This is a genomic window from Bradyrhizobium sp. BLXBL-01 (genome assembly GCF_051853025.1).
In the GTDB taxonomy this organism is placed as follows: Bacteria; Pseudomonadota; Alphaproteobacteria; order Rhizobiales; family Xanthobacteraceae; genus Bradyrhizobium.
Window position 1 is genome coordinate 3,307,549 of the sequence record NZ_CP182471.1, and the last position, 25,231, is coordinate 3,332,779.

The window sequence follows — 25,231 nt, forward strand, 5'->3', positions numbered from 1 at the left end:
GACCGGCGAGCCGGGAGCTATTGCGGCTCCAGGCCGAGGTTCTTGATCGACTCCAGCCAGACCGGCCCTTCTTTTTCGTAGAGGGCGATCGAGGATGCGCGATCCATTGCCGGCGAGTCGACGCCGAAGGCGTCGAGCAGCTTCTGGACACGTTCTGTCTTGCCGCCTTCGACCATGAGCTTGGCGAGCAGTTCGATCCGGTCGGGCGGTGTTGCAGCGGGCGCCACCAGGGTCGTGAAGCTCGTGAGCTGGAACACCTTGCCGGTGACCCCCTGCTCGGTGAACGTCTTGGTGTCCGGCAGTTTCTTCATGCGAACCAGTGAGGGAACGGCGATCGCGCGGCCGACGCCGGTATCGAGGACTGGAAGCGCAGCCTGATAGCTGCCGGTCGCCGCCTGGATGACGCCGGCCGCCAGGTCCTGCCACATTGGCGCTTCGCCGCGGTAGTGCACGATGGAGATGTCGAGGCCATATTGGCGGTTGAGCTCGGCGATCGCGATGTGTGCGAACGAACCGATTCCATACGAGCCTGCCGTGACCTTGTTGCGGCGTGCATAGGCGACGAAATCTTCGATGGACTTTGCACCGGTGGCGGAATGGACGACCAGCGGAAGATGACCCGATGGCGTCACCGAGACGATCGTGAAATCCTTGTCCGAATCATAGGCCAGCGATTTCAGCAGCAGCCGGTTTCCAAGCAACGTGGATGAGATCGTGTACATCAGCGTGTGGCCGTCCGCCGGCGACTCCTTGACCGATTGCGCTGCCAGCGCGCCACTCGCTCCCGTCTTGTTTTCGACGATGACGGGCTGCCCGAGTTTCTGGGAGATGTAATCGCCATAGGCGCGGGCGAATGCATCGGTGATGCCGCCGGCGGGCGTCGAAACGACGATCTTGATGGCTTTGGTGGGCCAGGCTTCGGCCGCAGATCCGTCAGCGGTCGCTATCACCAGGCTTGCAATTGCCGCGCCCACCATTCCGACGAATGTCCTCACTTGCCCCTCCCGTTTCGCTCTGCGTCTTGGGCGCCCTGCGGTCGCCGGGCAGAGATGTCACACGAGCGGAGGCAAATAGAAACAACATTTTACTGTGTGAAATGGCGGTCTCCTGACGACGAAGACGGGCCTGCCGCAGCAAGGTTGGCGGCGAGCGCCTAGGCCAGTGCGAGGCGGCGCCGGAGATCTTCCTCGGGACGGAATAATGGCATGGCAGCTCTTTGTGGGACCGTGCTGCTCGTCCATGAAGCAATCGCCGGATCAGTCAAACATATCCCGGCTGCCCGCCGAGCAAGTCGCGCTCCGACCCCAAGCGCGACAAGCCGCGCGCGGGCACCGCATTGGCTCCTCAGCGGCCGAGTTCGCTCTCGGCGGCAAGCTGCCCCTCTGGCGTGATCTCGTATTCGCCGTCCTGCTTTGTCATCCATCCTGACCTGACCATCTCTCGTGCGAGCTGCACTGAGCAGATCGGATGATTGCCTCCTGGGTAATACAGCCTGTCGTTTCGGACGAGCAAGTGGCCGTACAATTGGGCCTGACGCAATGCCCTTCGCATTCCGGGTGACGGATCTTTCATGCCGGTTCAAGCCTGAGCACGGTGAAGGTTCCTAATGAATGCGGCTATCTCATCGGCGTGTCGTTCGGCAGCGCACGTAGGAACCGTCATTCTGCTGCATCGTTTGTTGTTTCGAGGAGCAGCGCCATGAACGTACGGGATGAGCACACGCGGTCCCTCTGGATGGACGTATCTGTCGCGGAGGCTCCGGTGCTGTCGCGTACGGTCGGCGTGGACGTTGCCGTGGTCGGCTCCGGAATAGCCGGACTTTCGGTCGCATATGAACTTGCCCGCCATGGACGTTCGGTCGCAGTCATCGATCGTGGCCGCATCGGCAGCGGGATGACGGCGCGCACCACGGCGCATCTGGCGACCGCGCTCGATGACGGTTACGATGCGTTCGTGCGAGTCCGCGGCCCTGACTGTGCGCGGCGTTACTATCAGAGCGTTGCTGCCGCGATCGACCGCGTCGAGGCCATCCAGGGCGCCGAGCACATCGATTGCGGTTTCAAACGCGTCGATGGCTATTGGGTACAGGCACCCGAAACGTCCGCATCCGAGCTGGATAGTGAATTGGACCGCTGTCGCAAGCTGCAGATTCCGGTCGAGAATCGCCTTGAGCCGACACCATTCCATGACAGGGGTCAGACGCGTTCTCTGCGCTTTCCGCGCCAGGCGCGCCTGCATCCGACTAAATATCTCGCCGGTCTGGCGAGCGCACTGCAGCGCCGGGGCGCCCAGCTCTACGCCGACACCTGTGTCGAGAGCATCCAGCAACGCCAGGGCAGCATGGTCGTGAGCACCGCCTCAGGCTACGAGGTTCATGCCGCCGACGTGGTGGTGGCGACCAACTCGCCCGTCAACGTGCAGGTGGCGATCCACACCAAGCAGGCGCCTTACCGCACTTATGCGCTCGCCGCGAAGATTGCGGCCGGCGCCGTGGAGGATGCGCTCTATTGGGATACGCTCGATCCTTATCATTATGTCCGCCTCCAACCATTGTCTGCCGACGAGGACATCGTGATCATCGGCGGCGAAGATCACAAGTCGGGTGAGGCGAATGATGGCGCACAGCGACTTGACGCGCTTGAGCGCTGGGCGCGCGAGCGATTGCCGGATTTGCGCGAGGTCACTCATCGGTGGTCGGGTCAGGTGCTGGAACCGGTCGATTTCGCCGGCTTCATCGGCCGCAGCCCCGACGAGGAGCATGTATTCATTGTCAGCGGCGATTCCGGGCAGGGGATTACGAACGGACTCGTGGCGGGCATGCTGATCGCGGATCTCATCACCAGCGGCGCCAGTCCCTGGGAGGACGTCTACGCTCCGTCACGGAAGATTCAGAGGAATATCGGCGAGTTCATCAGCGAGAACATCACCCCTATCAAGAACTTCGCGGAGTATCTCACCGCAAGTGAAATCGCGAGCGCTGAACATCTGCGGCCCGGCGAGGGGCGTCTCTTCCGAAGTGGCCTGAAGAAGATCGCGGCGTGCCGGGACCGAAGCGGACATTTGCATTTGCATTCGGCGAGCTGCACCCATTTGGGCTGCGTCGTGCACTGGAACTCACTCGAACAGTGCTGGGATTGCCCATGTCACGGATCGCAGTTTGCACCCGATGGCACCGCGCTCAACGGCCCGGCAGTTTCCCCGCTCGGCGAGGCCGAAAAGCCGGCCAATCTTGAAGCGGCAGAATGACCGGCATCCCTCGGCGTGTTGTGGTCAGGATTTAAGGGGGCTTGCGCCGACGGCTGCAGCTTTTACCTGGCGAGCTGCATGTGAATCATGATGCGCGCCGATCTGATGTGACTAGTCCTCGCAGGCTGTACAGGCTATATCCTGTCGCCTGTCATTGAACTGTCATGTTACCGCAAATGCTAAAGTCAGACGCTGCGCCGGCTCGCAAGACTCCGAGCGCGCCGGAAACCAGTCCTGCTCTCGGGAACACCAAGAGAACGCAGCTCCGCACCGGCTTCCTGGGGCAACGAGAGGAAGTCAGCGTGGAACCCGCGACGGCCGAGGAGCGCACTCCCATTGAGCAGACGCCATCGCAGGATGTGACGCCCGCGCCGAACCCAACGCAGCCCGCTCATCCCGCCGGTGAAATCGAGCTCAAGCTTCTCGTCGATGCCGATCGCATGGCGGATTTCCGCGCAGCGCCCGTCATCGCGGCGAACGCGCGCAACAAGGGCGCGCGCAAACGCCTCAAATCCGTCTACTACGACACGCCCGAGCGGGCGCTACGACGCGCCGGCCTGAGCTTGCGCGTCCGCCAGAGCGGCACGCGTTTCGTGCAGACCGTGAAGACCGAGGTTGCGGACGATCCGTTGCGCCGCGGCGAATGGGAAGCAAGTGTGCCGTCGCTTGCGCCCGATTTCGCTTTGGCGATGCCGTTCATTCCGGACAAGCTCCGCGGCCATCTCGACGCGCAACCGCTCGAAGCGGTGTTCTCGGCCGATGTGCATCGGCACACGCGCATCGTCGACCTGCCGTCCGGCACGGTCGAGGTCGCCTTCGACCAGGGCGGGCTGAGCGCAGGCGGCAGGTCAATGCCGGTGAGCGAGATCGAGCTGGAGCTGAAGAGCGGCAGCCCGAGCGCGATCTACGAGATCGCGCTGCGCCTTGCGGAGCACGGAACGGTGAAGCCGTCCATCCGCAGCAAGTCCGCACGCGGCTTCGACCTTGCCGGGGACCTGCCGCCGTCGGCGCGCCGGCCGCGCAAGCTTCGCCTCGATCCTTCCGTGACGCTCGACGAGGCCTTCGCGACCATCCTGCGCGCCTGCTTCCTGCACCTGCTGCAATCGCTGCCGGCGGCCGAGGACGGCCGCAATCCGGAAGGCGTGCATCAGCTGCGTGTCTCGCTGCGCCGGCTGCGGTCTGCGCTCGACCTGATGCGATCGGTCGGCGCGCTCAGCCACGTCGATGCGCTGCGCTCGGAAGCCAAATGGCTGGCGCAAGGCCTGTCCGCGGCGCGCGACTGGGACGTGTTCCAGCTCGCCACCTTGCCGGCGATCGCAAAAGCCTGTCCTTCGGTCGCGGGCTTCGATGCGCTTGGGCAGGTCGCGGCTCAGCGTCAGGCGCAAGCCTATCGCAGGGCTCGCAATGCGCTCGATGATCGCCGCTGTGCCGTCTTCCTGATCGGCCTCGGCGGCTGGATCGAGACGCGCGGCTGGCGAAACGGCGTCGCGCCGGAAGATCTCGGCCGGCTCGCCGAGCCCGCCGTCAATTTCGCGCAGCGCGTCCTGTCCGAGCAGTATGCCAAGGTGCTCAAGCGCGGCCGCCGCTTCAAGTCGCTCACGATCGACGAGCTGCACCGCCTGCGGCTCGCCACCAAGCGGCTGCGCTATCTCAGCGAGTTCCTGCTGCCGCTGTACGAGGATCGTAAGTCCGCCCGAAAATTCGCGCGCCGGCTCGCCGGCTTGCAGGAGGAGCTCGGCGTCTTCAACGACATGGCCGTGACGGCCTCGTTGCTCGACGGGCTCGGTTCCGAAGATCGCGACAGCGCCATTGCGGCGGCCGCGATCGCCGGCTGGCAGGCGCGGGCATCGATCGGCGTGCAGCAGGGCTTGCAGGATAGCTGGCGGGATTTCACCGCCGCGCGCGTGCCCTGGTCGCGCCAGGGCCAGCAGAGCTGATCGCGTCGCCTCAAAAAGTTGCGGCCAGCCATTGGGGGATGGCTGGCCGCGCGCGAACCGGTCTGGGACGGGGAGGGGTGGGGATGTGACCGGGTCGCGTAACCTGTTGTCTCGTTCCTACTGATCTTTGGCGCTGGCGGTGGAGACCGCCGGCTTGGTATCGCCCAGCGAGACCCAGACGTTGGGATCGCCCTGCGACTGGCGCTTGACGAAGCGATAGCCGGTCTCCGTCCAGGCGAGGACATTCTCGTTCTGATTGTCGAGAATGAACTCGCCCTTGTCGGTCTTCACCGTCAGCACCGCATGGCCTTCGCCCTTCTTGTCGCGCACCACGGTGATGAGCAGGGCCTGGCGCGGCCAGCCTGCATCCATCAGCATCTTGCGCTTCAACAGCACGTAGTCTTCACAGTCGCCGTAACCGTCTGATGGCAGCGACCACTTCTCGATCACGCCCCAGTGCTCCTGGTCGGTCAGAGGCTTGACGGTCTCGTTGACCCAGCGATTGACCTTGATAAGGTCGCGCCATGCCGCCTGCGACATCACGATGTCGCGCGGCTGCAGCGGCGCGCCCTGGCACTGAGCAGCATTGTCCGCGCAGAACTCGACCCAGCCGATCGGCGCACGCGTGGTGTCGCCGAGGCTCGCGTAGAGCAGACGGCCTTCGCCGGCCTGCGCCGCCGCGCTGATCCCGAAGAGCATGGCGGCCAGCGCCAGTCCCTTCCCCTGTCCCCTGAAGTCAAACATTGCGGCCCCCGTTTCTTGTTGGGACCACATTTCGCACGGAGCTTTTGAGTTGCCGCTAAGTCGACCAAGTCAAGTCGAGACGAATACAAGTAAAACGAGCGGCGAATTCGATCTATACTTGAATAGAATTTGCGTAAAATTCGATACGACTGAAATTGATTCAAATTTTATCTGTTAACGCGGAAGCGCTGGGCGAAGCGTTGTTTGCGCTCATCTGCAGCCCCTCCGTTAACCGCTGGCCGCTCGCCGCGGGACGTGAAAAAGGCGGCGTCCGCATCGCGGAAGCCGCCTTCGAGCCTGGAAATATCAGGGTTTTCGCGTCCCGGCGCTTTACCGCGCGGTAACGCTCTCTTCGAGTGTCTCCACCGGCTGCTCGTGCATGAACTCGAGCGCAAAGCCGTCTTCGAGGTTTCGGACCACGCGGCCCTGGACCCGGCCGAGCAGAACGGTCGACTTCAGCGGCGGCCGGTTCTCCGCGGCGATTGCCGCGCCCGACAGCGAGAGGTCGATGATGCGGCAGGTCATCTTGGTGCCGTCCTCGAGTGTCAGCACCGCGATCGGGTTGCGCGGCACGATACGGTCGTGGCGGCGGTCCTCCGGCAGATTGAGGATGTCGCGATTGGCGAGCCAGGTCAGCTGTGCCGCGAGCTTGTCGCGCTTTCTGGGCGTCGCCCCGATCGTCATGGCGAAGCCGTTGTCGATGATCCGGGTGATTTTGCCCTCGACGCGGCCGATATGGTCGAGATAAGCGACCACGCGGTCGCCGACATTGCCGATGCCGGGGGCGAGCAAGGCGAGGCCGCCCGGCGACATGTTGATCACCTGGCAGGGGAATTCCCGGCGGTCCGGCAGCATGTAGCGGCCGAGCAGGTGCACCTTCACCCGCTGGAAGCGCCTGCGCTCCTCGGCGGCCGGAAGAAATTTTTTGTTCGCTAACGCCATTTCCAACACCCGACCCCCCGCCCGGGCGGAGTCCGGGACGACCCTAAGGTGCATAGGGTTAATGCCGCGTTATGATCGGGCGCGCCGGTTGCGGACAGACACGATGCGCTCGAAAAGCCACATCCCGAAGGGAGTGATCGTCACGCCGTCCGTGCCCTGTGCCCATACAGCAGGCACAGCAGCGCCAGCAGCACGGCGGCCGACAGGCCGAGCGACCAGTGGATGCCGATCGCCGCGCCTGCTACTCCGACCGTGATGCCGCTGAAGGCCCGCATGCCGAGCCCGGCCATGTTGTAGAGGCCGACGACGCGGCCGCGGATGTCGTGCGGCGCGTTCAGCTGCACCAGCGCCTGCGCCATGGTGTTGAACGAGAGCTCGAAGAAGCCTGCGAAGAACAATAGCGCGATCGCGACCGGATAGACCGGCACCAGTGCGAAGCCGAGCAGCGCCACGCTCCACAGCATCGCCAGCGTGATCGCGGTGCGCGGGGTGCCCTTCAGCCGTCCCCACGATTCCAGCGCGATGCCGGCCAGCAGTGCCCCGGCCGCGTCCGCGGCGAGCAGCACGCTGTAGGAGACGCCGGGATCGCCATGGCCGAGATCGCCGGCATAGCCCGGCATCTGGGCGTGATAGGCGTTGCCGATCATGAAGGAGGTGAGGCCGGCAAGCCATGTCATCGCCGACAGCACCGGTTGGGTGCCGATGGCGCGGATGGTGAGCACGATGTCGGCAAGGCCGCGCACCGCGAAGCGGCGCGCCGCCACGCTCTTGTCCCTGATCGGAGCCCAGAACAGCCAGATCAGCATCGGCAGATAGAACAGCGTGTTGAAGATGATGCCGTGCGAGGGACCGAGCGTCAGCATGATGATCCCGCCGACCGCAGGCCCGACCAGGATGCCGAGATAGCGCGCCATCGCGTTCAGCCGCACCGCGCTCGGCAGATCGGCCGGGCCGACGAGGTCGTAGAGCAACAGCTGGTTCGGGGTCTGCCAGAGCACGCCGGCGCAGCCATGGATCACCAGGAGCAGCATCGCGTGCCACATCTGGATCGTATCGGTCAGGAAGAAGTAGCCCCAACCGGCGGAGGCGGCGATGAACAGCAGCATGCCGCACTGGATGATGCGGCGCGGATCGAACCGGTCGGCGAGGCCACCGACCGCGACGGAGAACAGCAGGAACGGCAGCCAGTGCGACAGCACGGCAAACCCGCCCAGCGTCGGCGAATGGAATTTCTGGAACACCACCCAATAGCTGATCACATGCTCGATATTGTCCGCCATCATCGCCAGCACGTAAGAGGCGAACTGCAGACGGTAGGGCACGGACCTCATCGCCGCGAACGAGCCGGACGCGGCCATGGGATTTTGGGGAAGGGGGTTCACGGGATGACCTGAGGTGAGACTTTTGGCGCATTACACGTTCGCCGGACGGCGCTCAAGACAATTGGACGTGCTTGAACAGCAGCCATGCACTGCAGCCACACACTCGACCGTCATCCTGAGGCGCGAGCAAATTTCCCGGCGCGATGCTTCGCATCGCGCCACTCGCGCCTCAGGATGACGGTCGAGCTTGTGGCGCGTTTAGCGGATGAGCGGAGCGAGATCCCGGGTCGCTATTCGCGCACGTCGCTTCCTGCGCGCTACGAGTCTGCCCGCTTGGCACGACCGCGCATCTCACATACGCTTTGCCATCAGCCCGCACCACCAATCATAACAGACGGGCACTGAGGAAACAGCCATGCAGCAAATCCGCGTCTGCACCCACGCTGGTCCCGGCTCGGAGCCCGTCATCCGCACCGTGCCGTGGCCGAAGGTCGGCCGGAAGGCCGCACTGATCAAGGTCGGCGCCTGCGGGGTCTGCGGCACCGACCTGCACATCCTCAAAGGACACTGGCCGAAGCCGCTGCCCTGGCCGTTCACGCTGGGACACGAGCTCGGCGGAATCATCGTCGAATGCGGCGATGAATTTTCCGAGGATTTTATGAGCAAGCCGCTTCAAGTCGGCTCCAAGGTGATGATCCCGCCCTTGATGCCGTGCGGCCGCTGCTATTACTGCATCCATTATCCGCAAACCGCGAACAAGTGCCTGACGCCGGTCTATTACGGCCGCTATCTCGGCTTCGACAAGCCGCCGCATTTGTGGGGCGGCTGGGCCGAATATGTCTATGTCGATCTCGACATGCTGCCGGGCACCAAGATCTACAAGCTGCCGGACGACATGTCGTTGCGCCTGGGTGCGCTGTCGGAGCCGTTGACATCCTGCATCCGCGCCTTCAATCGCGCCACGCGCGCCGGCGGATTCAGCTGGGGCGACACCGTCGTGATCCAGGGCTCCGGCCCGATCGGCATTTTGGCGGTCGCGGCCGCCAGGGAGATGGGGGCAGGGCGCGTCATCTGCGTCGGCGCGCCGGAGGAGCCGCGGCTCAAGCTGGCGCGCGAGTTCGGCGCGGAGGCGACCGTGAACATCGAGGAGCTGAAGTCACCCGAGGCGCGCATCGCGCGCGTGCGCGACATCGTCGGCGGCTTCGGCGCCGATCTCGTGATGGATTGCTCGGGACATCCGACCGCCGGCCCCGAAGGCATCGAGATGCTGCGCGATGGCGGCACCTATGTCGAGATGGGCCAGTTTACCGATGCCGGCTCGATCGACACCTCCTGGCACCGCATCTGCACCAAGGACCTCAACGTGCTGGGATCCTGGGGCTTCACCGGCAATGATCTCCCGCTCGGCGTCGACATGCTCTACCGCACGCGTGACAAATATCCGTGGCTGAAGATGCAGACGATCTACCCGTTCACGGAAGCCGGCGTTGCGCAGGCGGTGAAGGACGCGATGGCGATGAAGACGGTGAAGTCGACCATCGTGCCGTGGCCGGAGCTGGTGGAGTAGACAGTGCCGTCCGCGCCTCAAGATATTTCGCGAGTCTTCCCGGATGGAGCGAAGCGCAATCCGGGATTCTCGCCCGCGACTCCCCGTATTCCGCTGCGCTCCATACGGGCTACGAGTCGGAGTTTGGATCAATGATGAAATGACGGACCGGCAGACACCTGGCCAGCACGCTCGCTCCCCCTTCAACGCCATCCGCGCGATCGACTACACCGTCATCTTCGTGCGCGACATGGCGGCGATGCGCCGCTTCTACGAAGACGTCCTCGCCTTTCCACTCTCGCGCGAACTGTCGCCGAACTGGATCGAGTATGGCATCGGCAGCAACACGCTGGCGCTGGCACGGCCGAGCCGCACCTCAGGTGATGCACCAGTGCCGCCGGGCAGCGCCTCGCTGCAGCTGGCGTTCAAGGTCTCGGCCGCCGAGGTCGACGCGTGCGCCGATGAACTCGTGCGCCGGGGCGTGGCGCTGGTGTCGTCGCCGACGGACCAGTCCTTCGGTCATCGCACGCTGTTCTTCCGCGATCCCGACGGGAATTTGCTGGAGGTGTACGGAGAGATCTGAGGAGGCTCCGGATCGATATCCAGGAGGCCGTCAGAAATCGCCTGTCCACCTTCAGGCGCGGCTCCCCGTCAAGCCATGCATCAAAGCCATGGTGATTTCCCGGCGCATGGCGTAAAGAGCGCCCAGATCAAATCCAGCGTGCGGCCGGGCCGTTTGCCGCGCACGCAGCTTTAGGCGCCGGTTCACCGTTTGCGCGCCTGAATTCAACCAAGGTCTCCATCTCGTGTCTCTTCCGGCCCTGACCCCGCCGCTCGCCCGCGCTTTGGCCGAGCGGAACTATGATTCACTGACGCCCGTCCAGCTCGCGGTGCTCGCTCATGAAGCCACCAGCCGCGACCTCTTGGTCTCGGCCCAGACCGGTTCCGGCAAGACCGTCGCTTACGGTCTGGCCATCGCGAAGAACATCCTCGATGACGCCGAGCAGTTCGCACAAGCGGCCGCGCCGCTCGCCTTGATCGTGGCGCCGACCCGCGAGCTTGCGCTCCAGGTTCAGCGCGAGCTGGCCTGGCTGTATGGGCATGCCGGCGGGCGTGTCGTGTCCTGCGTCGGCGGCATGGATCCGCGGCGCGAGCAGCGGGAGCTCGCCGCCGGCGCGCACATCGTCGTCGGCACGCCCGGGCGTCTCTGCGATCATCTGCGGCGCGGCCGCCTCGATATCTCCGAGCTCGCCGCGGTCGTGCTCGACGAAGCCGACGAGATGCTCAATCTCGGCTTTCGCGAGGACATGGAATTCATCCTCGAGACCACGCCGCAGGCGCGCCGAACGCTGCTGTTCTCGGCGACGTTTCCGCGCGGCATCGTCGCGCTGGCACGGCAATATCAGCGCGACGCATTCCGGATCGAGGTCGCCGGCGACGAGGGCGGCCACGCCGACATCGAATACCGCGCGATCCGCATCGCGCCCGCCGACGTCGAGCATGCCGTCGTCAACGTGCTGCGCTTCTACGAGGCGCCGAGCGCGCTGGTGTTTTGCAGCACGCGCGATGCCGTCAGGCATTTGCAGGCAGCGCTCCTGGAGCGCGGCTTTTCGGTGGTCGCGCTGTCGGGTGAATTGACGCAGAACGAACGCACCCTGGCGCTGCAATCGCTGCGCGACGGCCGCGCCCGCGTCTGCGTTGCGACCGACGTTGCCGCCCGCGGCATCGACCTGCCGAGCCTCGACCTCGTCATTCATGCCGATTTGCCCAACGACGCCGAAGTCATGCAGCATCGCTCAGGCCGCACCGGGCGCGCGGGCCGGAAGGGCACGAGCGTTCTCCTGGTGCCGCCGGCGCGGCGGCGGCGCGCCGAGCTGTTGCTCAATCTCTCCGGTATCGACGCGGCCTGGGGCACGGCACCGCAGGCGGATGACATCCGCAAGCTCGATCACGCCCGCATGAAGGACGTGCTGTTCACGGAGGAGACGACGCCCGACGATCTGGCCCTGGCGCAGGCGCTCTTGGCCGAGCGCTCGCCCGAGGATATCGCCGCCGCGCTCGCGCGGCTTTATCGCGCGCGGCTGCCGTCGCCCGAGGACATCATCGATCCCGGCGAGCGAAGCGGCAAGCCGGAACGCGGACGTCATAGATTGGAAGAGGGCGACGACCGCGGCAAGCCGCGATCGAAGGCCGGGAAGGCGTCGAAGCACGGCATGGCTGAGGGCAGCGTCTGGTTTCGCGCCGCCATCGGGCGCCGCAAGAACGCGGAGGCACGCTGGCTGCTGCCGATGATCTGCCGCCGCGGCGGCATCGACAAGCGCGACATCGGCGCCATCAAGATCATGGACACCACCACCGAGTTCGAGATCTCCGAGCGGGTCGCCGAATCCTTTGCGGCGAAGATCAAGCGTCCGGACAAGGAAGACAGCATCCGGATCGAGCCGATGGCGGATGCACCGCAGCGCCAAGAAGCTCCCCGGGAGCGGTCTCGCGCGCCGCAGCGCGAGGCCGGCGCTCATCATGAACGGCGCGATGATCGCCCGCGCGAGGCAAGTGGATTCAAGCCACGCAGCAAGCCTCACGCCGAGCGCGCGCCGAAATTCGACGATGCGCGTTCTTTCGCAAAGAAAAAGAAGCACAAGAACAAGTTGGGCCACGCAGAGCCGTCGGTTACGCCATGGCCTGTGAAGGGCGCGCCCGGAAAGAATGCGAAGAAGAAGCGTCGGGGCTGATCTGCCGCTTTCCGTCCACGGCTTGACTAGTGCCGCCGAAGGCTCGCGCGTTGCGCTATGGAGCGCTGCATCCACTCGCAATCAATCGGTAACATGGCGCCATCCGGACGCGTTGGGAGCCCGCGCTTTCTCGAGTTGGCAGAAACCTTTTCGGCAACTTCAAAGAAACAATAGCAGCGCCTGCGGCGAGTCGTCGCTTGAACCGAATTTAATCAAGTCGAGAGTCTGAAAGCGAACTGAAGGTCCGATCCTGGTTGGTCATAGTCGGCGGCAGGGGGCGAGAGCAGCTCATCAGCAGCATCCCTCCATTTTGAGAGTAGGGGCACTGGTTTCCCGGTGCGGCCCGCACCCGGGAGCTTCTGAAAGTCTTCAATCCAACAATCTGGTTTCGCGTGAAAGGATGGAATGACGATGAATGATGCCAATGTGAAAGCCGAAACGAATGCCACTCCCGCGGGTGGGAATGGTGACGCAAGGCTCAAGTTCGACGTGCCGTTTTTCAATATCCAGGGGATCTTCGGCGATCTTGCCGAGCAGGGCGCCGCACGGGCCAAGGCAAATCTCGAGCAGATGAAGGCGGCTTCCGAGGAGATCACCGACGCTCTCCGCGAAGCCTGTGCGACCAATGCCACGCATGCCGCCCACTACGGCACCAAGGTCATCGAAATATCGAAAATCAATACCAGCTCCACGCTGGAATTCCTGTCCCAGCTCGCGGATGCAAGGTCGTTTGCGGATGTCGTGAACCTCTCCACCGCCCACAGCCGCAGGACCTTTGAAATGGCGTCAGGCCAAAACCGGGAGCTTTGGGACCTTGCCCAGAAGGTTGCAACCGAGACGGCCGAGCCGATCAAGAAGAGCTTCAACCGGGTTCTGCATAGGGCTGCCTGAATCGAGGCTATCGGCCGCGTGAATCGGCTGGACGAGCGTCTTCGCCAGAAGAGACGCCGTCCGGCCGATGGCGGCGACGCCTTTTCGTGAAGGGATGCCGAGCTGGAGGAAATCAGATGGGTATGGTGATGATCAAGTGCCCGGAAACGGGCCGGGCCATTTCGACCGGCATCGAGATGGACCGCGAAAGATTTCGGTGCAGTGCAGTATTCTTTTCTCGCACCTATTGCGGGATGTGTGCGGCAACGCACGAGTGGTTTGCCAAGGAGGCCTGGGTCTACGAAACGGCAAGTCCGGGGGCAGGCAGTCGTTCGACGCGGGGGCGGCGTGAAGCGGCCTGACGGCGTCCTGTGAAACAATCCGATCGATCCTCGGGCTCATCACCTTGCTGCGGTTGAGCTTCTGCTGGCGTGAGCCGCCCCCTGGGGGTTGGCTTACGTCGCGGCGAGGTCGCGCAGCATATAGGTCGCGCCGTCGCCATAGGATGCGAGCTTTGCGCGCAACTCAGCATCCGCCGTCACGGCCAGAAAGCCCATGCGCTCCCATAGCGGCCGCGTGCCGTAGACCGAGACCAGCGCGAGTGTTGCGATGCCCGACGCTCGCGCCAGCTTCTCGATATCGGCAACATAAGCGCGCACAACGCCGCCGCGGAACTCGGCCAATACGGCGACGTCGTGGACGTAGAGACAGTCCGCGCCGTCAGGCAATTCCTGCAGAAAGCCGTCGAGCGGCGGAATCCGGTACTGCATCCAGGGATGCGCCAGTCCGTAGCCGACGATGCCTTGGTCCGTATCGAGCACGCCGCAGCCGTCCGGACATAGCCGCATCTTCTCCGCCAGCACCTCGGCGCGTTCGGGCAACGCCGGATGGATGCGTGCTGCAATCGCGCCGATTGCAGCGAGGTCCGAGGCGCGCGCGGGACGCCAATGCGGCTTGCTCATGTCGGTGCGTATCCTTGCGCAGCCGAGCCGGGACGCGCGACTTCTATCGCAGCCCCTCATACACCATCAGCCCGCGGGCGATCTGCAATTTCCGGATGGCGCGCGGCAGCAGTTTCTCCGGCTGATGCAGGTAGCGCCAGGAGGTGAGGCTGAAGGCGGAAAGCGTGCTGCATTCGTCGTCGAACGGCGCGAGCACGCCGGTGACGCTCACCGGCGTATGTGGGCGGGCGTTGAAGGGCAGCAGCAGGAGCTCGAGATGCGCCTTGCTGCCGTCCTCGCGCGCAGCGGTGACGCCGGCGATCGCGCCCAGCGTCTCGTCGGCGACGATCGTGGTGATCTCCTCGATCTCGCTGCGGCTGGCTGGCGTGAACAGCGCCGCAAAGCTCTGGTCCTTGAGGTCTGTTCCGGCCAGCGCGCAGACGCGCGTGCCGGCGACGCGGAACGGGAAGCCGAGTTTTGGCTCGCAGGACAGCACGAAGATGTCACCGAGCAGGCCGCGGACCGCGGCCGGATCGATGTCGGCCCGGTCAGGGGCCCGTGCAGTGCCGCGCTTCTTGTCCCAATACGCGAAGAACGCGCGGCTCGACGGATGTTTCATGACTGAACGCTCGCCCGGGGTGCGACCTCGAAGAGACAGACCTGTCCCGCTTCAGTGCACCCGCGATCCCTTCTATTGTTGTGCAGGAGGGGATTTGCAGCGTCCATGCCGCGGGGGCGTTTTCGCGCCCGTTAAGGCGGTCTTTGCGTCGTTAACGTTAAATTAACTATGCGCTTCGTGTCGGCCGCGCGCCTGCTATGGTGATCGCGGTCGCAAGCCTCGCCGCTTTTCTCCAGGTTCTCGGCGGGGCCTGTACTTGAGGGCGTCAAACAGTTTGGTCACGGGCCGCGGGGAGGGGTGGGGATACGCCTTATCTCTCCGGCCATCGGAAGACCGACACGGACAGGCAGGGCTTTCCCAGGGCCCTGCCTTTTCCTTTTGTGCACTTGCGCAGGGACGGCAAAGGCGACTATCTCCAAGCCTGTCGCTCCGATGTCGCCTGAAAGCGAAGCTGCCTTGGATTCCCCGCAAGATTCGTCGCCGGATGCGCCGGCCGTCAACGAGGAGGCTCCGCGCGAGCCGATCCTGACGCTGCCTCCGGCGCTGACCGCCTATGTCCTGCTCTTGGCGGCGATCCATCTGCGGGTGCTGTTGCCGCCGGAACTCGAGAACTGGACCATCGACGTCTTCGGCTTCATCCCGAAGCGCTACGATTCCTCGCTGCTCAATCTGCAGATCCCGGGCGGGGCGGGGGCGAAGGTCTGGACTTTCGTCACCTATTCGCTGCTGCACGCCAATCTCACCCATCTCGGCTTCAACGTGCTGTGGCTGCTGCCGTTCGGCAGCGCGCTGGCGCGGCGCTTCGGCACGGTCAGGTTCTTCGTCTTCCTGGCAGTGACGGCGGCGGCCGGCGCGCTCGCCCATCTCGTCACCCACGAGCATGCGGTGGCGCCGATGATCGGCGCCTCGGCCTCGGTATCGGGCGCGATGGCCGCCGCAATCCGCTTCGCCTTCGTGCGCGGCAGCTTCCTGTCGTTCAGCCGATCGGATGCCGATACCGCCGCGAAAGTTCCGGCGCTGCCGCTGTCGCGCGCGCTCCGCGACGGGCGGGTGGTCGGCTTCCTCGCCGTCTGGTTCGGCGTCAACATCATCTTCGGCGTGGGCGCGATCGGCATCGATGCCGAAACCACGAGCGTGGCCTGGCAGGCGCATATCGGCGGCTTCTTCGCCGGCCTGCTGTTGTTCGCGCTGTTCGATCCCGTGCCGCGCGTGCGAAGCGATGCTGCGGATGCGTCATCACGAGACGTTTCAGACCGTATCTGATGCGGCGCTTGCGACGCAGCCCGAATTCATCCATCATTCCGGGCGAGAATGTTCCGAAGCGACACGTCTTTAGCGACGATGCTTCGCAAAGCGCACGAGCGTGAAACCGGCGCTGAAACTGTTAGTTGAAGACTCGCGAACAAGTCCGGACCGCCGAAGGCGGACGGGCTCGGATTCAGGGAGGCGGCAATGACGGTACGTTCCATTCTGAACACCAAGGGCCACCAGATCATGAGCGTCGAGCCCGACGCCAAGCTGGCGGACGCGATCAAGCTGCTGGCTGAGAAGAAGATTGGCGCGGTGCTGGTGATGAACCAGAGCCGGCTCGAGGGCATTCTGTCCGAGCGCGACATCGTGCGCGTGCTCGGCGAGCGCGGCGCCGGCGTGCTGGAGGCGCCGGTCTCGGAGGTGATGACCCGCAAGGTCGTGACCTGCAAGGAGACCGACACCGTGGCCGAGCTCATGGAGACGATGACGACGGGCAAGTTCCGCCATCTGCCCGTGATCGACAACGGCAAGGTGGTCGGCCTGATCTCGATCGGCGACATCGTCAAATGGCGTGTCCGCGAATACGAGACCGAGCAGGAAGCCCTGCGCGACTACATCAAGACGGCCTGATCAGGCCTGGTCGTCGGCTTTCGGCGCGGTGCCCGCGGGCGCCGGCGCCAGCACGTGGATCGCCTCCTGGATGGACTCCAATGCGCGCTCGGCGGCGCGCGTGCCATGTGCGATCAGGTCTTCGGAGCGGTGGAAGTCGAACCAGCCGAACTGGCCGACCCGCGGCGTGATCAGCATGTCGGGCGGATCGCCGGCCAGACGGGCGCGGGTGATGCGGTCCTGCATGATGTTGAAGGCGTCGACCATCACCGACGAGATGCCGGGCCGGCCGTTGCCGCCGAAGAACTCGCGCTTCATCGTCTTCTCGGGCGAGAACAGGCGCGGGAAGCGCCGCTTGGCCGCCGGCTCCTCGGCCGTCGGCACGACCGGGGCGGGCGCTGCGCCGTGTGAATAGATCGTGGTGGAATGGGTGAAGATGTCGCTGGAAAGATTTGCGGCGATGACGATTTCGGCGCCGAGCGCGCGGGCGGCCGAGACCGGCACCGGGTTCACCAGCGCGCCGTCGACCAGCCAGCGGTCGCCGATCAGCACCGGCGCGAAGATGCCGGGCAGGGCGTAGGACGCGCGCATGGCGTCGACGACGCGGCCGCGCGTCAGCCAAATCTCGTGGCCGGTGCGAACCTCGGTCGCGACGCTCGCGAATTTGATGGGCAGGTCCTCGATCAGCACCTGCCCGATCGCCTCCTCGAGCCGGGTCGCGAGCTTCTCACCGCCAAGCAGGCCGGAGCCGTTGAGACGGATATCGAGATAGCCGAGGATGTTGCGCATCCCTTGCAGGCTGCGTCCCCAGTCTTCGAACGTATCGAGCCGGCCGGCCGCATGGAGGCCGCCGACCACGGCGCCGATGGACGTGCCGACCACGACATCGGGCACGATCCCATTGGCAATCAGTGTCCTCAGGATTCCGATATGGGCAAAGCCGCGCGCCGCGCCGCCGCCGAGGGCAAGGCCGATGACCGGCCGGCGGATGCTGCCCAAGCCGACTTTTTCGCCCACCTTCTCGCCGTTCGAGCCGTTCGCGCCCCGGCCTTTCAATCTGTCCAGCACCGCAACTCTCCTACGCCGGGCCAGCCCGCATCGTCAGACTAGGCATCGCACGTGCCCTCCGCCATATCAGGCGCGAGGCATGGTTTATGCCGCTTTGGAAAGGGCACGGGGCAGGAGTATGGCGAGGGGCGGTTGCTTGCGAACTAATCACGCAGCCGTCAACCCGGTTCCACAGAACCCTCCGGGGCCGTATTTCCTGGGGTTTCAGAGGCTTGAATTTGCCGCGTTTTCGGTGAAAAGCAAGGAGCATGACACGCGGGGGTGACGGCATTATCGGATGGCGGCGCAGCGGCAGGCTGCTGCCGGCGCTGATCCTTGCCGCGTGCGTCATTATCTCCGGCCGAAACGCTGCCCAGGCGCAGCTCTTCTCCGATCGTCCGCCGCCGGTGCCGCCGGCCTCTGTGCCCGACCCCGGCAACGCCGTCAGCCTGGCGCCGCCCTCCGGGCCGGGCGCGGGACCCCCAAGCCTGCCCCCGACCCTGATGCAGCCGGCGACCCCGAGCATGCCGCCGCCCGCGGTCTCGACCGTGCCGCCGGCCGCCCCGCTGAATGCCGCCGTGCCCGGACAGGGCGTGCTGTCGCTGACCGCGAAATACGGCAAGGACTCGGCTCCGATCACCAGTGGCCTGGTCTGGCGCGTGTTTGCCGACCGGCCCGACGAGAACGGCACCTTCAAGCTGATCCGCGAGGACCGCAGCGGGACGCCGAACATCGTGCTGCCGCCCGGCAATTATGTCGTCCACGTTGCCTTCGGCCTCGTCAGCGCGGTGCGCACCGTCAGCCTGAAATCCGAGACCAACCGCGAATCCTTCGTGCTGCCGGCCGGCGGCCTGCGCATCGAGGGCCGCGTCGGCACCAGCCGCATTCCGCAGAATCAGATCTCGTTCGCGATCTACAAGGGCAGCCAGTTCGAATCCGGCGAGCGCGCTTCCCTGGTGCCGAACGTCGCCGCCGGCGACGTCGTGCTGATCCCGGAGGGGACCTACTACATTGTCTCCAACTACGGCGATGCCAATTCGGTGGTGCGCTCGGACATCCGCGTTCAGGCCGGCAAGCTCACCGACGTCACCATCACCCACCGCGCCGCCGTCATCACCCTCAAGCTGGTCAGCGACCGTGGCGGCGAGGCGCTCGCCAACACCGCCTGGTCGGTGCTGACGCCGGGCGGCGACGTCATCAAGGAATCGATCGGCGCGTTCCCGCGCGTCGTGCTGTCCGAAGGCGAGTACCGCGCCATCGCCAAGAACGAGGGCAAGGTCTACGAGCGCGGATTCAACGTCGTCAACGGCGTCGACGGCGAAGTCGAAGTCATCGCGCGCTAAGGCGGGGGGCGGCCCGCGGCGAGAAACTCCGGCACGACAATTCTCATCGCGCGCACGGATGTGCATCCTCCATTACCGTCGGCTTCAGCGGGTTTCTGCCAAGTAACCGTCCCCCACTCTTCAGTGTTCTGTCTTGAACACTGGTAGCGCCACCAGTCCCCTGCAGCGGCCAACAAACACCGGCGGCATCGGCTTATTCCAGCAGCGGCGCGTCTCGCTCACGACCGTGGACGATACGTATTTCCGATCATCAATTTTATTCTCTTTCCATCCTGCTGCGCTATATGTCTGGCGTCCGTCCAACGGGGGAAGCCGGAGCAGGCGCTTGCCTTGCAGGACCGGCTCGGAGCAGGGGACCAGGCTCGTCGGCATGTTCGAAGTGATCCTCACCAGGCGCAAGCGGTTCGGCTGGCGGTGGCAGGTGTGCGACCAGTCCGGCAAGATATTTGCCGACGGCTTCGAGCGCACGCGTCCGTCCGCCAAATATCAAGGCGAGCGCGCGTTGTTCTTCCTGCTTTCCCAGGCCCATTTGCGCAACCGCTCGGCGGCCTCCAGCGAGGATTAGTCGGGCGGGCCACAATCCCTTGCGCTGCCCGACGGGCAAAACACCCGATTCATGGGTCAATGCATTCGGTCGAAAATATTCCGCTTTACCGAAATTCGGAAACCGCGTATGTGTCGCGCAACCCGGCCCAAGGAAGAGGGGCGTATCGCGATCGTCACGAACGCGGGCCGGGGGGCGGTGGACGCGAGCCACATCGGCGCGAAAAGCTTCGCAGGGCGGAGAGCCGTGAGCGAAGACCTCGTGCCAACGACGGGTGCGGTTCGCGTACGGCAAAATCGTGTGGTCCTGACGCCCGGGGTCTGTGCGTCAAGTCTTGTGGTGATGTGGTTGCCCGACCGGGCGATGCGCATCAGCCATCCGCAAGGCGACGGGGGCAATAGTGCATCGCTCCCCGGGGAGAGCGCGACATAAGCCGTAAAACCACTGCGCAGGGAAGGCCGGATGTTTGGCTTCACCTGTATGCCGCTGTGCAAATTCTTGTTGCCACCTTTCGCACAGTGGACCGTGGGTGCCCGGCCGGCACCCGGTCTTCCCTGCGCCCTCTTTCAATTGAGGGTGAGACGACGAGCAAAGCTCGGGCGAAATGCGCCGCGAGGACGCGGAAGCGCGTCTGCAACGACACACTCGCTGTCATCGCCCGGTTTAACCGGGCGATCCATCGCATTTGCAGGACGATTTCCTGCCACACGCCGTCATTGCGAGCGCAGCGAAGCAATCCAGAGTCTTTCCGTGGATGCATTCCTGGATTGCTTCGCTGCGCTCGCAATGACGATGTTGAGGCAGGTGTGCGAAAACTCCCGCTCGCGTGCCCCGGACGCAGCGCAGCGTCTCCCCGGCGATGCGAAGCATCGTCCGGTGCGACGATGCGCTGCAGAGCCGGGGCCCAGGCATCAGCGACTCCGCAGCGTGCTGGGTCCCGGCTCTGCGCCGCATCACTTGCGCTCCGCGTCGCCTCCGGGACACGAGAGCACCTTTCGCGCAACCGTCACAGTCTCTAACGCCCACTAACCAACACCTGACTTAAAACTGTCATAATCGCCGAATGGAACCCACGCCTTCGCGCTTTTTACACGTCGTTAAGCGCGCCTGCATTGGATGCGGCGGGAAAGTGCGTTGGGGACTGCAATGACTGCCGCGAAGAAGATGCCGGGAAAACCGGCCGCCGAAATGTTCGACGACATCCCGGTGCTTCAGCGCAAATGGCGTGCGGCGTTGAAGCCGGGCGAGCGGCTGCCGCGCTACGAGGACGTCATGCTCGGCAGCCTCGGACGCCTCGCCGACCACATCGCGCTGCTCAAGAACGATGGTGTGCTCGAGCTGTCGCGCAGCGGACGTTACGTGCAGAAATGGCTCGGCGAGGAGCGCTGGGACATTCCCCTTGCCGAGCTGTCGCCCGATTGCGCCACCGCGCTGTCGGAAGCGGCGGCGAGCGCGCTGGCGGCCGGGCGGCCGCACCGCGCCAGCGCGCATTGCGTGCGCGACGGCATGGTCAGGACCTATGACGTGCTGGCGCTGCCGACGTCCTCGCGCTGGGGCGCGACGCTGATCGGCGCCTATGTCAACGAGCGCGGCGCGCAATACAATCTCCTCGACGCCATCTTTTCCGCGACCGACGACGCGGTGGTCTCGCTGGCGACGCTGCGCGATGCCGCTGGCAAGGCGTTCGACCTTCAGGTTGTGCACCACAACAGGAGCGCGGGCGAGCTGTTGAAGGTTGTGGGTGGAAGCCTGCTGTGGTGGCGGATCGGCGAGGGCAGCACGCTGCTGGCCTTGCCCGAGGTGATGGAATTCCTGCTCAAGGCCGTGTCGGGCGGCCGCGGCGAGCAGCTCGAGATCGAGAGCGCGGGGCGCTACCTCAGGCTCAGCGCCACCGCCTTCGCCGACGTGGTCTCGCTGACCATCTCCGATGTCACCGTCTTGAAGCGGCGCGATGCTTCGTTCCGACTGCTGTTCGACAACAACCCGATGCCGATGTGGGTGTTCGACGCAGAGACCAAGGCGTTCCTCAGCGTCAACGACGCCGCGGTCCAGCATTACGGCTACAGCCGCGCGACCTTCCTGCGCATGAAGCTGCACGAGATATGGCCGGAGGACGAATGGGACAGCCACGCCGCGGCGCTGGAGCGTCTCGGCGACGCCTACCACTCGTCGCGCAACTGGCGACACTTGCGCGCCGACGGTAGCGAGATCGAGGTGCTCACCTTCGGCCGTCGCGTCGCCTTCGACGAGCGCGATGGCTATCTGGTTGCCGTGGTCGACATCACCGAGCGGCGCAAGGCCGAAGCGCGCATCGCCTATATGGCGCACCACGACGGGCTCACCGATTTGCCGAACCGCGAACACTTCCAGGAGCGGTTGAAGCAGGCGCTGGACCAGGCCGCGGGAAAACGGGTCGGCGTGCTCTACATCGATCTCGACCTGTTCAAGAACATCAACGATTCCTTCGGTCATCCGGTGGGCGATCGCTTGTTGAAGCAGGTCGCCGAGCGCCTGACCATTGCGGTCCGCGGCAGCAATCTCGCCGCGCGGCTCGGCGGCGACGAGTTCGCCGTCATCCTGGCAACCGACGTCTCGCCGAACGAGGCAAGCGCCTGCGCGTCCCTGCTGATCGACATGCTGAAGGCGCCTTACGACGTCGATGGACAGGAGATGGTGATCGGCGCCAGCATCGGCATCGCGCTGTCGCCGGGCGACGGCACGACGCCGGAAGAGTTGATGCGCAATGCCGACATGGCGCTGTACCGGGCCAAGGCCGACGGCGGCGGCGTGCACCACTTCTTCGAGCGCGAGATGGACCTCCAGGCGCAGAGGCGCCGCGACATGGAGCTGGATCTGCGCCGGGCGTTCGCCAATGGCGAGTTCGAGCTGCACTACCAGCCGCTGGTGTCGATCGCCTCCGACCGCATCTCCGGCTTCGAGTCGCTGCTGCGCTGGCGTCATCCGGACAAGGGCATGATCTCGCCCGCCGAGTTCATCCCGGTCGCCGAGGACATCGGCCTGATCACCCAGCTCGGCGAATGGGTGCTGCGCGAAGCCTGCACCGAGGCGGTGAAATGGCCCGTCGACGTCAAGGTCGCCGTCAACCTGTCGCCGGCGCAATTCCGCAGCCGCAACCTGGTCCAGATCGTGATCTCGGCCCTGGCGCAGTCCGGCCTGTCGCCGAAGCGGCTCGAGCTCGAGATCACCGAGTCGATCTTCCTGGCCGAGACCGATGCCAATGTCGCCACCTTGCACCAATTGCGCGAGCTCGGCGTCGGCATTTCCATGGACGATTTCGGCACCGGCTATTCCAGCCTGAGCTATCTCCGCAGCTTTCCGTTCGACAAGATCAAGATCGACCGCTCCTTCGTCAAGGATCTGGCGCAGCGGCCCGATTGTGGTGCGATCGTGCGCGCGATCTCCGGGCTCGGCCGCAGCCTCAACATCACCACGACGGCCGAGGGCGTGGAGACCGAGGATCAGCTCGACTGGCTGCGCGCCGAAGGCTGCAACGAGGTGCAGGGATTTCTGTTCAGCGCCGCGCGGCCGGCTGCCGAGATCGGAAAGCTCCTCGCCGATTTCGGCCAGCGCACCTCACGGGCGGCGTAATGCGGGCGGATAGCAATCGTAGACCAGCGCCTTGAACGCGGGCGTGATGCGGCCGCGCTCGTTCTGGGTCTGCTGCATCATGAGGTAGACCATGTCGAGCTTGGGATCGACGCCGAAATAGGTGCCGCTCCCCGAGTCCCATTTCAGCTCGCCGAGCGAGCCCGGCGGCGGCGGCTTTGCATTGCCGGGATCGGTGCGTACCGCAAGGCCGTAGCCATAGCCGAAGCCGTCGCCCGGGAAATAGAAATAGTCGCGTCCGACGCCGGAGCCCGGCCCGATCTGATCGCTCGTCATGGCCTTGAACGCGGCGGGGCTGAGATAGCGCCTGCCTTCGAGCTCGCCGGCGTTGAGCAGCATCTGCGCGAAGCGCTGATAGTCGGTGATGGTCGAGAGCAGGCCGCCGCCGCCCGACTGCCATTCTGGATGGTCCAGGCGGTCGCGCTCGCCGGCGAGCAGGATGAAGTCGTTCGGCAGCGGCCGCGCCATCCGCGCCAGCTCGTCCTCGGTCGCGAGCGCGAATTTGGTGCTGTTCATGCCGAGCGGATCGAAGATGCGGGCCTTCAGGAAGGCGTACAGCGTCTGTCCCGAGATGATCTCGATGACGCTGCCGAGCACGTCGGTGGAATGGCCGTAGCGCCACAGCGTTCCGGGCTGCCGCGCCAGCGGCAGTTTGGCGATGCGATCGGCGAATTCCCTGTTGTTGAAGTTCCCCTCGAAAATGTTGGCGGCCTTGTAGGCGTGCTCGACCCATTCGCTGCCGATATAATCGTAGCTGATGCCCGAAGTATGCCGCAGCAGATCCTCGATGTTGACGGGGCGGTCAGGTGGGACGAAGTCGAGCTCCAGCTTGCCACCGGGCCGGGTCACCTCGAGGCCGACCTTGGTCTCGGCAAACAGCGGAACGTATTTCGACACGGGGTCGGTCAGCGCAAGCTTGCCCTCGTCGATCAGCATCATCGCGCCGAGGCACGTGATCGGCTTGGTCATGGAGTGGATGGCGAAGATCGTATCCGGCGTCATCGCGAGGCCGGTCCTGGTGTCGCGCACGCCAAAGGTCTTGAGGTAGACCGGCTTGCCGTGCTGCTGCACCATGATCACCGCGCCCGGCAGGCGGCCGCTTGTCACCTCGTTGTCGAAGAACGCGGTGATGCGGTCGAGCCCGTCGGGCGACGGGGCGGGGACGTCCGCGGCCCGGCTTCGCGCCATCGTACCGGCGAGCATCGCGGCCCCGACCAGAAATTCACGGCGTCTCATCCGCACCTTCCTCCCTCGGCGGGATCAAGCCGCAAGACGCTCGGTGCGTCAACACGACATCGATTAAAATCGCGTCACGATGTCCGAAAGCGACGGACGCGGACGGTCCTCGCTCGGCTTGGTCGGGGTGCCGACATGAATGAAGCCGGCGAGCTTCTCATCCGGCTTGAGGCCGAGGCCTTCGAGCACGTCGCGGTCGAACGAGAACCAGCCGGTCAGCCAGCAGGCGCCGTAGCCGAGCGCGGTGGCGGCCGTGACGATGTTCATGGCGCTGGCGCCCGCCGACAATTCCTGCTCGAACGCCGGCACCTTCGGATGCGGCTTGGTGAAGCTGACGATGCCGATCACCAGCGGCGCGTCCATGAGGCGCTTGCGCTCGGTCTCGACGTCGGCCGCAGGCGCGCCGGGATTCTTCCTGGCGAAGACCCTCGCGATCACCTCGCCGGCACGTGCGCGGGCGTCGCCCTCGAAGATGATGAAGCGCCACGGCGCGAGCTTGCCGTGATCGGGCACGCGCGCCCCGATGGTGAGGATCGTCTCGAGCTCGGCCGGCGAGGGGCCGGGCCCCGTCATCTCGCGCGGCTTGACCGAGCGGCGGGTCTTCAGGAGTTCGATGGCATCGGGCACTGCGATATCCTCTTCAAATGGTCGGCGGGCGTGCCATGCCGAGATAAG

General features: G+C 65.0%; 20 protein-coding genes. 11 read left to right on the forward strand and 9 right to left on the reverse strand.

Translation table 11 applies throughout. The annotated features are described in order from the left end of the window. Positions 1 to 17: 17 nt before the first annotated feature. Entirely contained in the window at positions 18 to 995 is a 978-nt protein-coding gene (locus tag ACNJYA_RS15165) for a Bug family tripartite tricarboxylate transporter substrate binding protein (RefSeq protein ID WP_349628422.1), read from the reverse strand. Positions 996 to 1,698: 703 nt separating this feature from the next. On the opposite strand from ACNJYA_RS15165, the gene ACNJYA_RS15170 reads away from it, so the two are divergent. Both ACNJYA_RS15170 and ACNJYA_RS15175 read left to right on the forward strand, forming a co-directional pair. After that, on the forward strand, positions 1,699 to 3,246 hold the full coding sequence (locus tag ACNJYA_RS15170; protein ID WP_212258128.1) for an FAD-dependent oxidoreductase: 1,548 nt from the start codon (positions 1,699 to 1,701) through the stop codon (positions 3,244 to 3,246). Between the two features lie 176 nt (positions 3,247 to 3,422). After that, a complete protein-coding gene (locus ACNJYA_RS15175) occupies positions 3,423 to 5,183 on the forward strand; it encodes a CYTH and CHAD domain-containing protein (RefSeq protein WP_439403183.1) in 1,761 nt (586 codons plus the stop codon). Positions 5,184 to 5,300: 117 nt separating this feature from the next. Here the strand turns inward: ACNJYA_RS15175 and ACNJYA_RS15180 are convergent, their stop codons facing one another. From ACNJYA_RS15180 to ACNJYA_RS15190, 3 genes are all read right to left on the reverse strand, one after another. Continuing rightward, positions 5,301 to 5,927 (reverse strand): transglutaminase-like cysteine peptidase, encoded by a 627-nt coding sequence (locus tag ACNJYA_RS15180; RefSeq protein WP_212258130.1) that lies wholly within the window; start codon positions 5,925 to 5,927, stop codon positions 5,301 to 5,303. Positions 5,928 to 6,257: 330 nt separating this feature from the next. Continuing rightward, positions 6,258 to 6,869, reverse strand: a complete 612-nt coding sequence (locus tag ACNJYA_RS15185) for a PilZ domain-containing protein (RefSeq protein ID WP_025037137.1) — start codon at positions 6,867 to 6,869, stop codon at positions 6,258 to 6,260. Between the two features lie 140 nt (positions 6,870 to 7,009). Beyond that, a complete protein-coding gene (locus ACNJYA_RS15190) occupies positions 7,010 to 8,200 on the reverse strand; it encodes an MFS transporter (protein WP_439403447.1) in 1,191 nt (396 codons plus the stop codon). Between the two features lie 406 nt (positions 8,201 to 8,606). On the opposite strand from ACNJYA_RS15190, the gene ACNJYA_RS15195 reads away from it, so the two are divergent. The 4 genes from ACNJYA_RS15195 (at position 8,607) to ACNJYA_RS15210 (ending at position 13,360) form a co-directional block, all read left to right on the forward strand. Next, positions 8,607 to 9,758: a zinc-binding dehydrogenase gene (locus ACNJYA_RS15195; protein ID WP_439403184.1), complete on the forward strand. Its 1,152-nt coding sequence runs from the start codon at positions 8,607 to 8,609 to the stop codon at positions 9,756 to 9,758. 139 nt (positions 9,759 to 9,897) lie between these two features. Then, positions 9,898 to 10,320, forward strand: coding sequence for a VOC family protein (locus tag ACNJYA_RS15200; RefSeq protein WP_439403185.1), 423 nt, complete (start codon positions 9,898 to 9,900; stop codon positions 10,318 to 10,320). A gap of 223 nt (positions 10,321 to 10,543) precedes the next feature. Beyond that, positions 10,544 to 12,469 (forward strand): DEAD/DEAH box helicase, encoded by a 1,926-nt coding sequence (locus ACNJYA_RS15205; protein ID WP_439403186.1) that lies wholly within the window; start codon positions 10,544 to 10,546, stop codon positions 12,467 to 12,469. 405 nt (positions 12,470 to 12,874) lie between these two features. Beyond that, entirely contained in the window at positions 12,875 to 13,360 is a 486-nt protein-coding gene (locus ACNJYA_RS15210) for a phasin (RefSeq protein ID WP_246708693.1), read from the forward strand. A gap of 434 nt (positions 13,361 to 13,794) precedes the next feature. Here ACNJYA_RS15210 and ACNJYA_RS15215 read toward each other — a convergent pair whose 3' ends face one another. Together ACNJYA_RS15215 and ACNJYA_RS15220 are read right to left on the reverse strand one after the other, a co-directional pair. Then, positions 13,795 to 14,301, reverse strand: coding sequence for a GNAT family N-acetyltransferase (locus ACNJYA_RS15215; RefSeq protein WP_212258134.1), 507 nt, complete (start codon positions 14,299 to 14,301; stop codon positions 13,795 to 13,797). A gap of 43 nt (positions 14,302 to 14,344) precedes the next feature. Continuing rightward, on the reverse strand, positions 14,345 to 14,899 hold the full coding sequence (locus tag ACNJYA_RS15220) for a PAS domain-containing protein (RefSeq protein ID WP_439403187.1): 555 nt from the start codon (positions 14,897 to 14,899) through the stop codon (positions 14,345 to 14,347). A gap of 432 nt (positions 14,900 to 15,331) precedes the next feature. Here ACNJYA_RS15220 and ACNJYA_RS15225 point away from each other — a divergent pair, with 432 nt between their 5' ends. Continuing rightward, positions 15,332 to 16,162, forward strand: a complete 831-nt coding sequence (locus tag ACNJYA_RS15225) for a rhomboid family intramembrane serine protease (protein WP_172783097.1) — start codon at positions 15,332 to 15,334, stop codon at positions 16,160 to 16,162. A 189-nt stretch (positions 16,163 to 16,351) separates the two neighbouring features. Further along, positions 16,352 to 16,780, forward strand: coding sequence for a CBS domain-containing protein (locus ACNJYA_RS15230; protein ID WP_439403188.1), 429 nt, complete (start codon positions 16,352 to 16,354; stop codon positions 16,778 to 16,780). On the opposite strand, the gene ACNJYA_RS15235 is transcribed toward ACNJYA_RS15230, so the two are convergent. Next, positions 16,781 to 17,827 (reverse strand): patatin-like phospholipase family protein, encoded by a 1,047-nt coding sequence (locus ACNJYA_RS15235; protein WP_439403189.1) that lies wholly within the window; start codon positions 17,825 to 17,827, stop codon positions 16,781 to 16,783. A gap of 248 nt (positions 17,828 to 18,075) precedes the next feature. Between ACNJYA_RS15235 and ACNJYA_RS15240 the strand changes: the two genes are divergently transcribed. The 3 genes from ACNJYA_RS15240 to ACNJYA_RS15250 all read left to right on the forward strand — a co-directional run bounded on the left by ACNJYA_RS15240 (position 18,076) and on the right by ACNJYA_RS15250 (position 23,302). After that, positions 18,076 to 19,149, forward strand: a complete 1,074-nt coding sequence (locus ACNJYA_RS15240) for a hypothetical protein (protein ID WP_172783100.1) — start codon at positions 18,076 to 18,078, stop codon at positions 19,147 to 19,149. Positions 19,150 to 19,474: 325 nt separating this feature from the next. Beyond that, positions 19,475 to 19,714 carry a hypothetical protein gene (locus tag ACNJYA_RS15245; protein WP_246571525.1) on the forward strand — a complete coding sequence of 80 codons (240 nt, stop codon included), beginning with the start codon at positions 19,475 to 19,477 and terminating at the stop codon, positions 19,712 to 19,714. A 1,125-nt stretch (positions 19,715 to 20,839) separates the two neighbouring features. Next, on the forward strand, positions 20,840 to 23,302 hold the full coding sequence (locus ACNJYA_RS15250) for a putative bifunctional diguanylate cyclase/phosphodiesterase (RefSeq protein WP_212260294.1): 2,463 nt from the start codon (positions 20,840 to 20,842) through the stop codon (positions 23,300 to 23,302). Here ACNJYA_RS15250 and ACNJYA_RS15255 read toward each other — a convergent pair. Together ACNJYA_RS15255 and ACNJYA_RS15260 are read right to left on the reverse strand one after the other, a co-directional pair. Further along, positions 23,288 to 24,556 (reverse strand): serine hydrolase domain-containing protein, encoded by a 1,269-nt coding sequence (locus ACNJYA_RS15255; RefSeq protein WP_260379780.1) that lies wholly within the window; start codon positions 24,554 to 24,556, stop codon positions 23,288 to 23,290. The two genes, ACNJYA_RS15250 and ACNJYA_RS15255, sit on opposite strands and share 15 nt — an antisense overlap. Positions 24,557 to 24,619: 63 nt before the next feature. After that, on the reverse strand, positions 24,620 to 25,183 hold the full coding sequence (locus ACNJYA_RS15260) for a nitroreductase family protein (protein ID WP_212260297.1): 564 nt from the start codon (positions 25,181 to 25,183) through the stop codon (positions 24,620 to 24,622). Between the last annotated feature and the right edge of the window lie 48 nt (positions 25,184 to 25,231).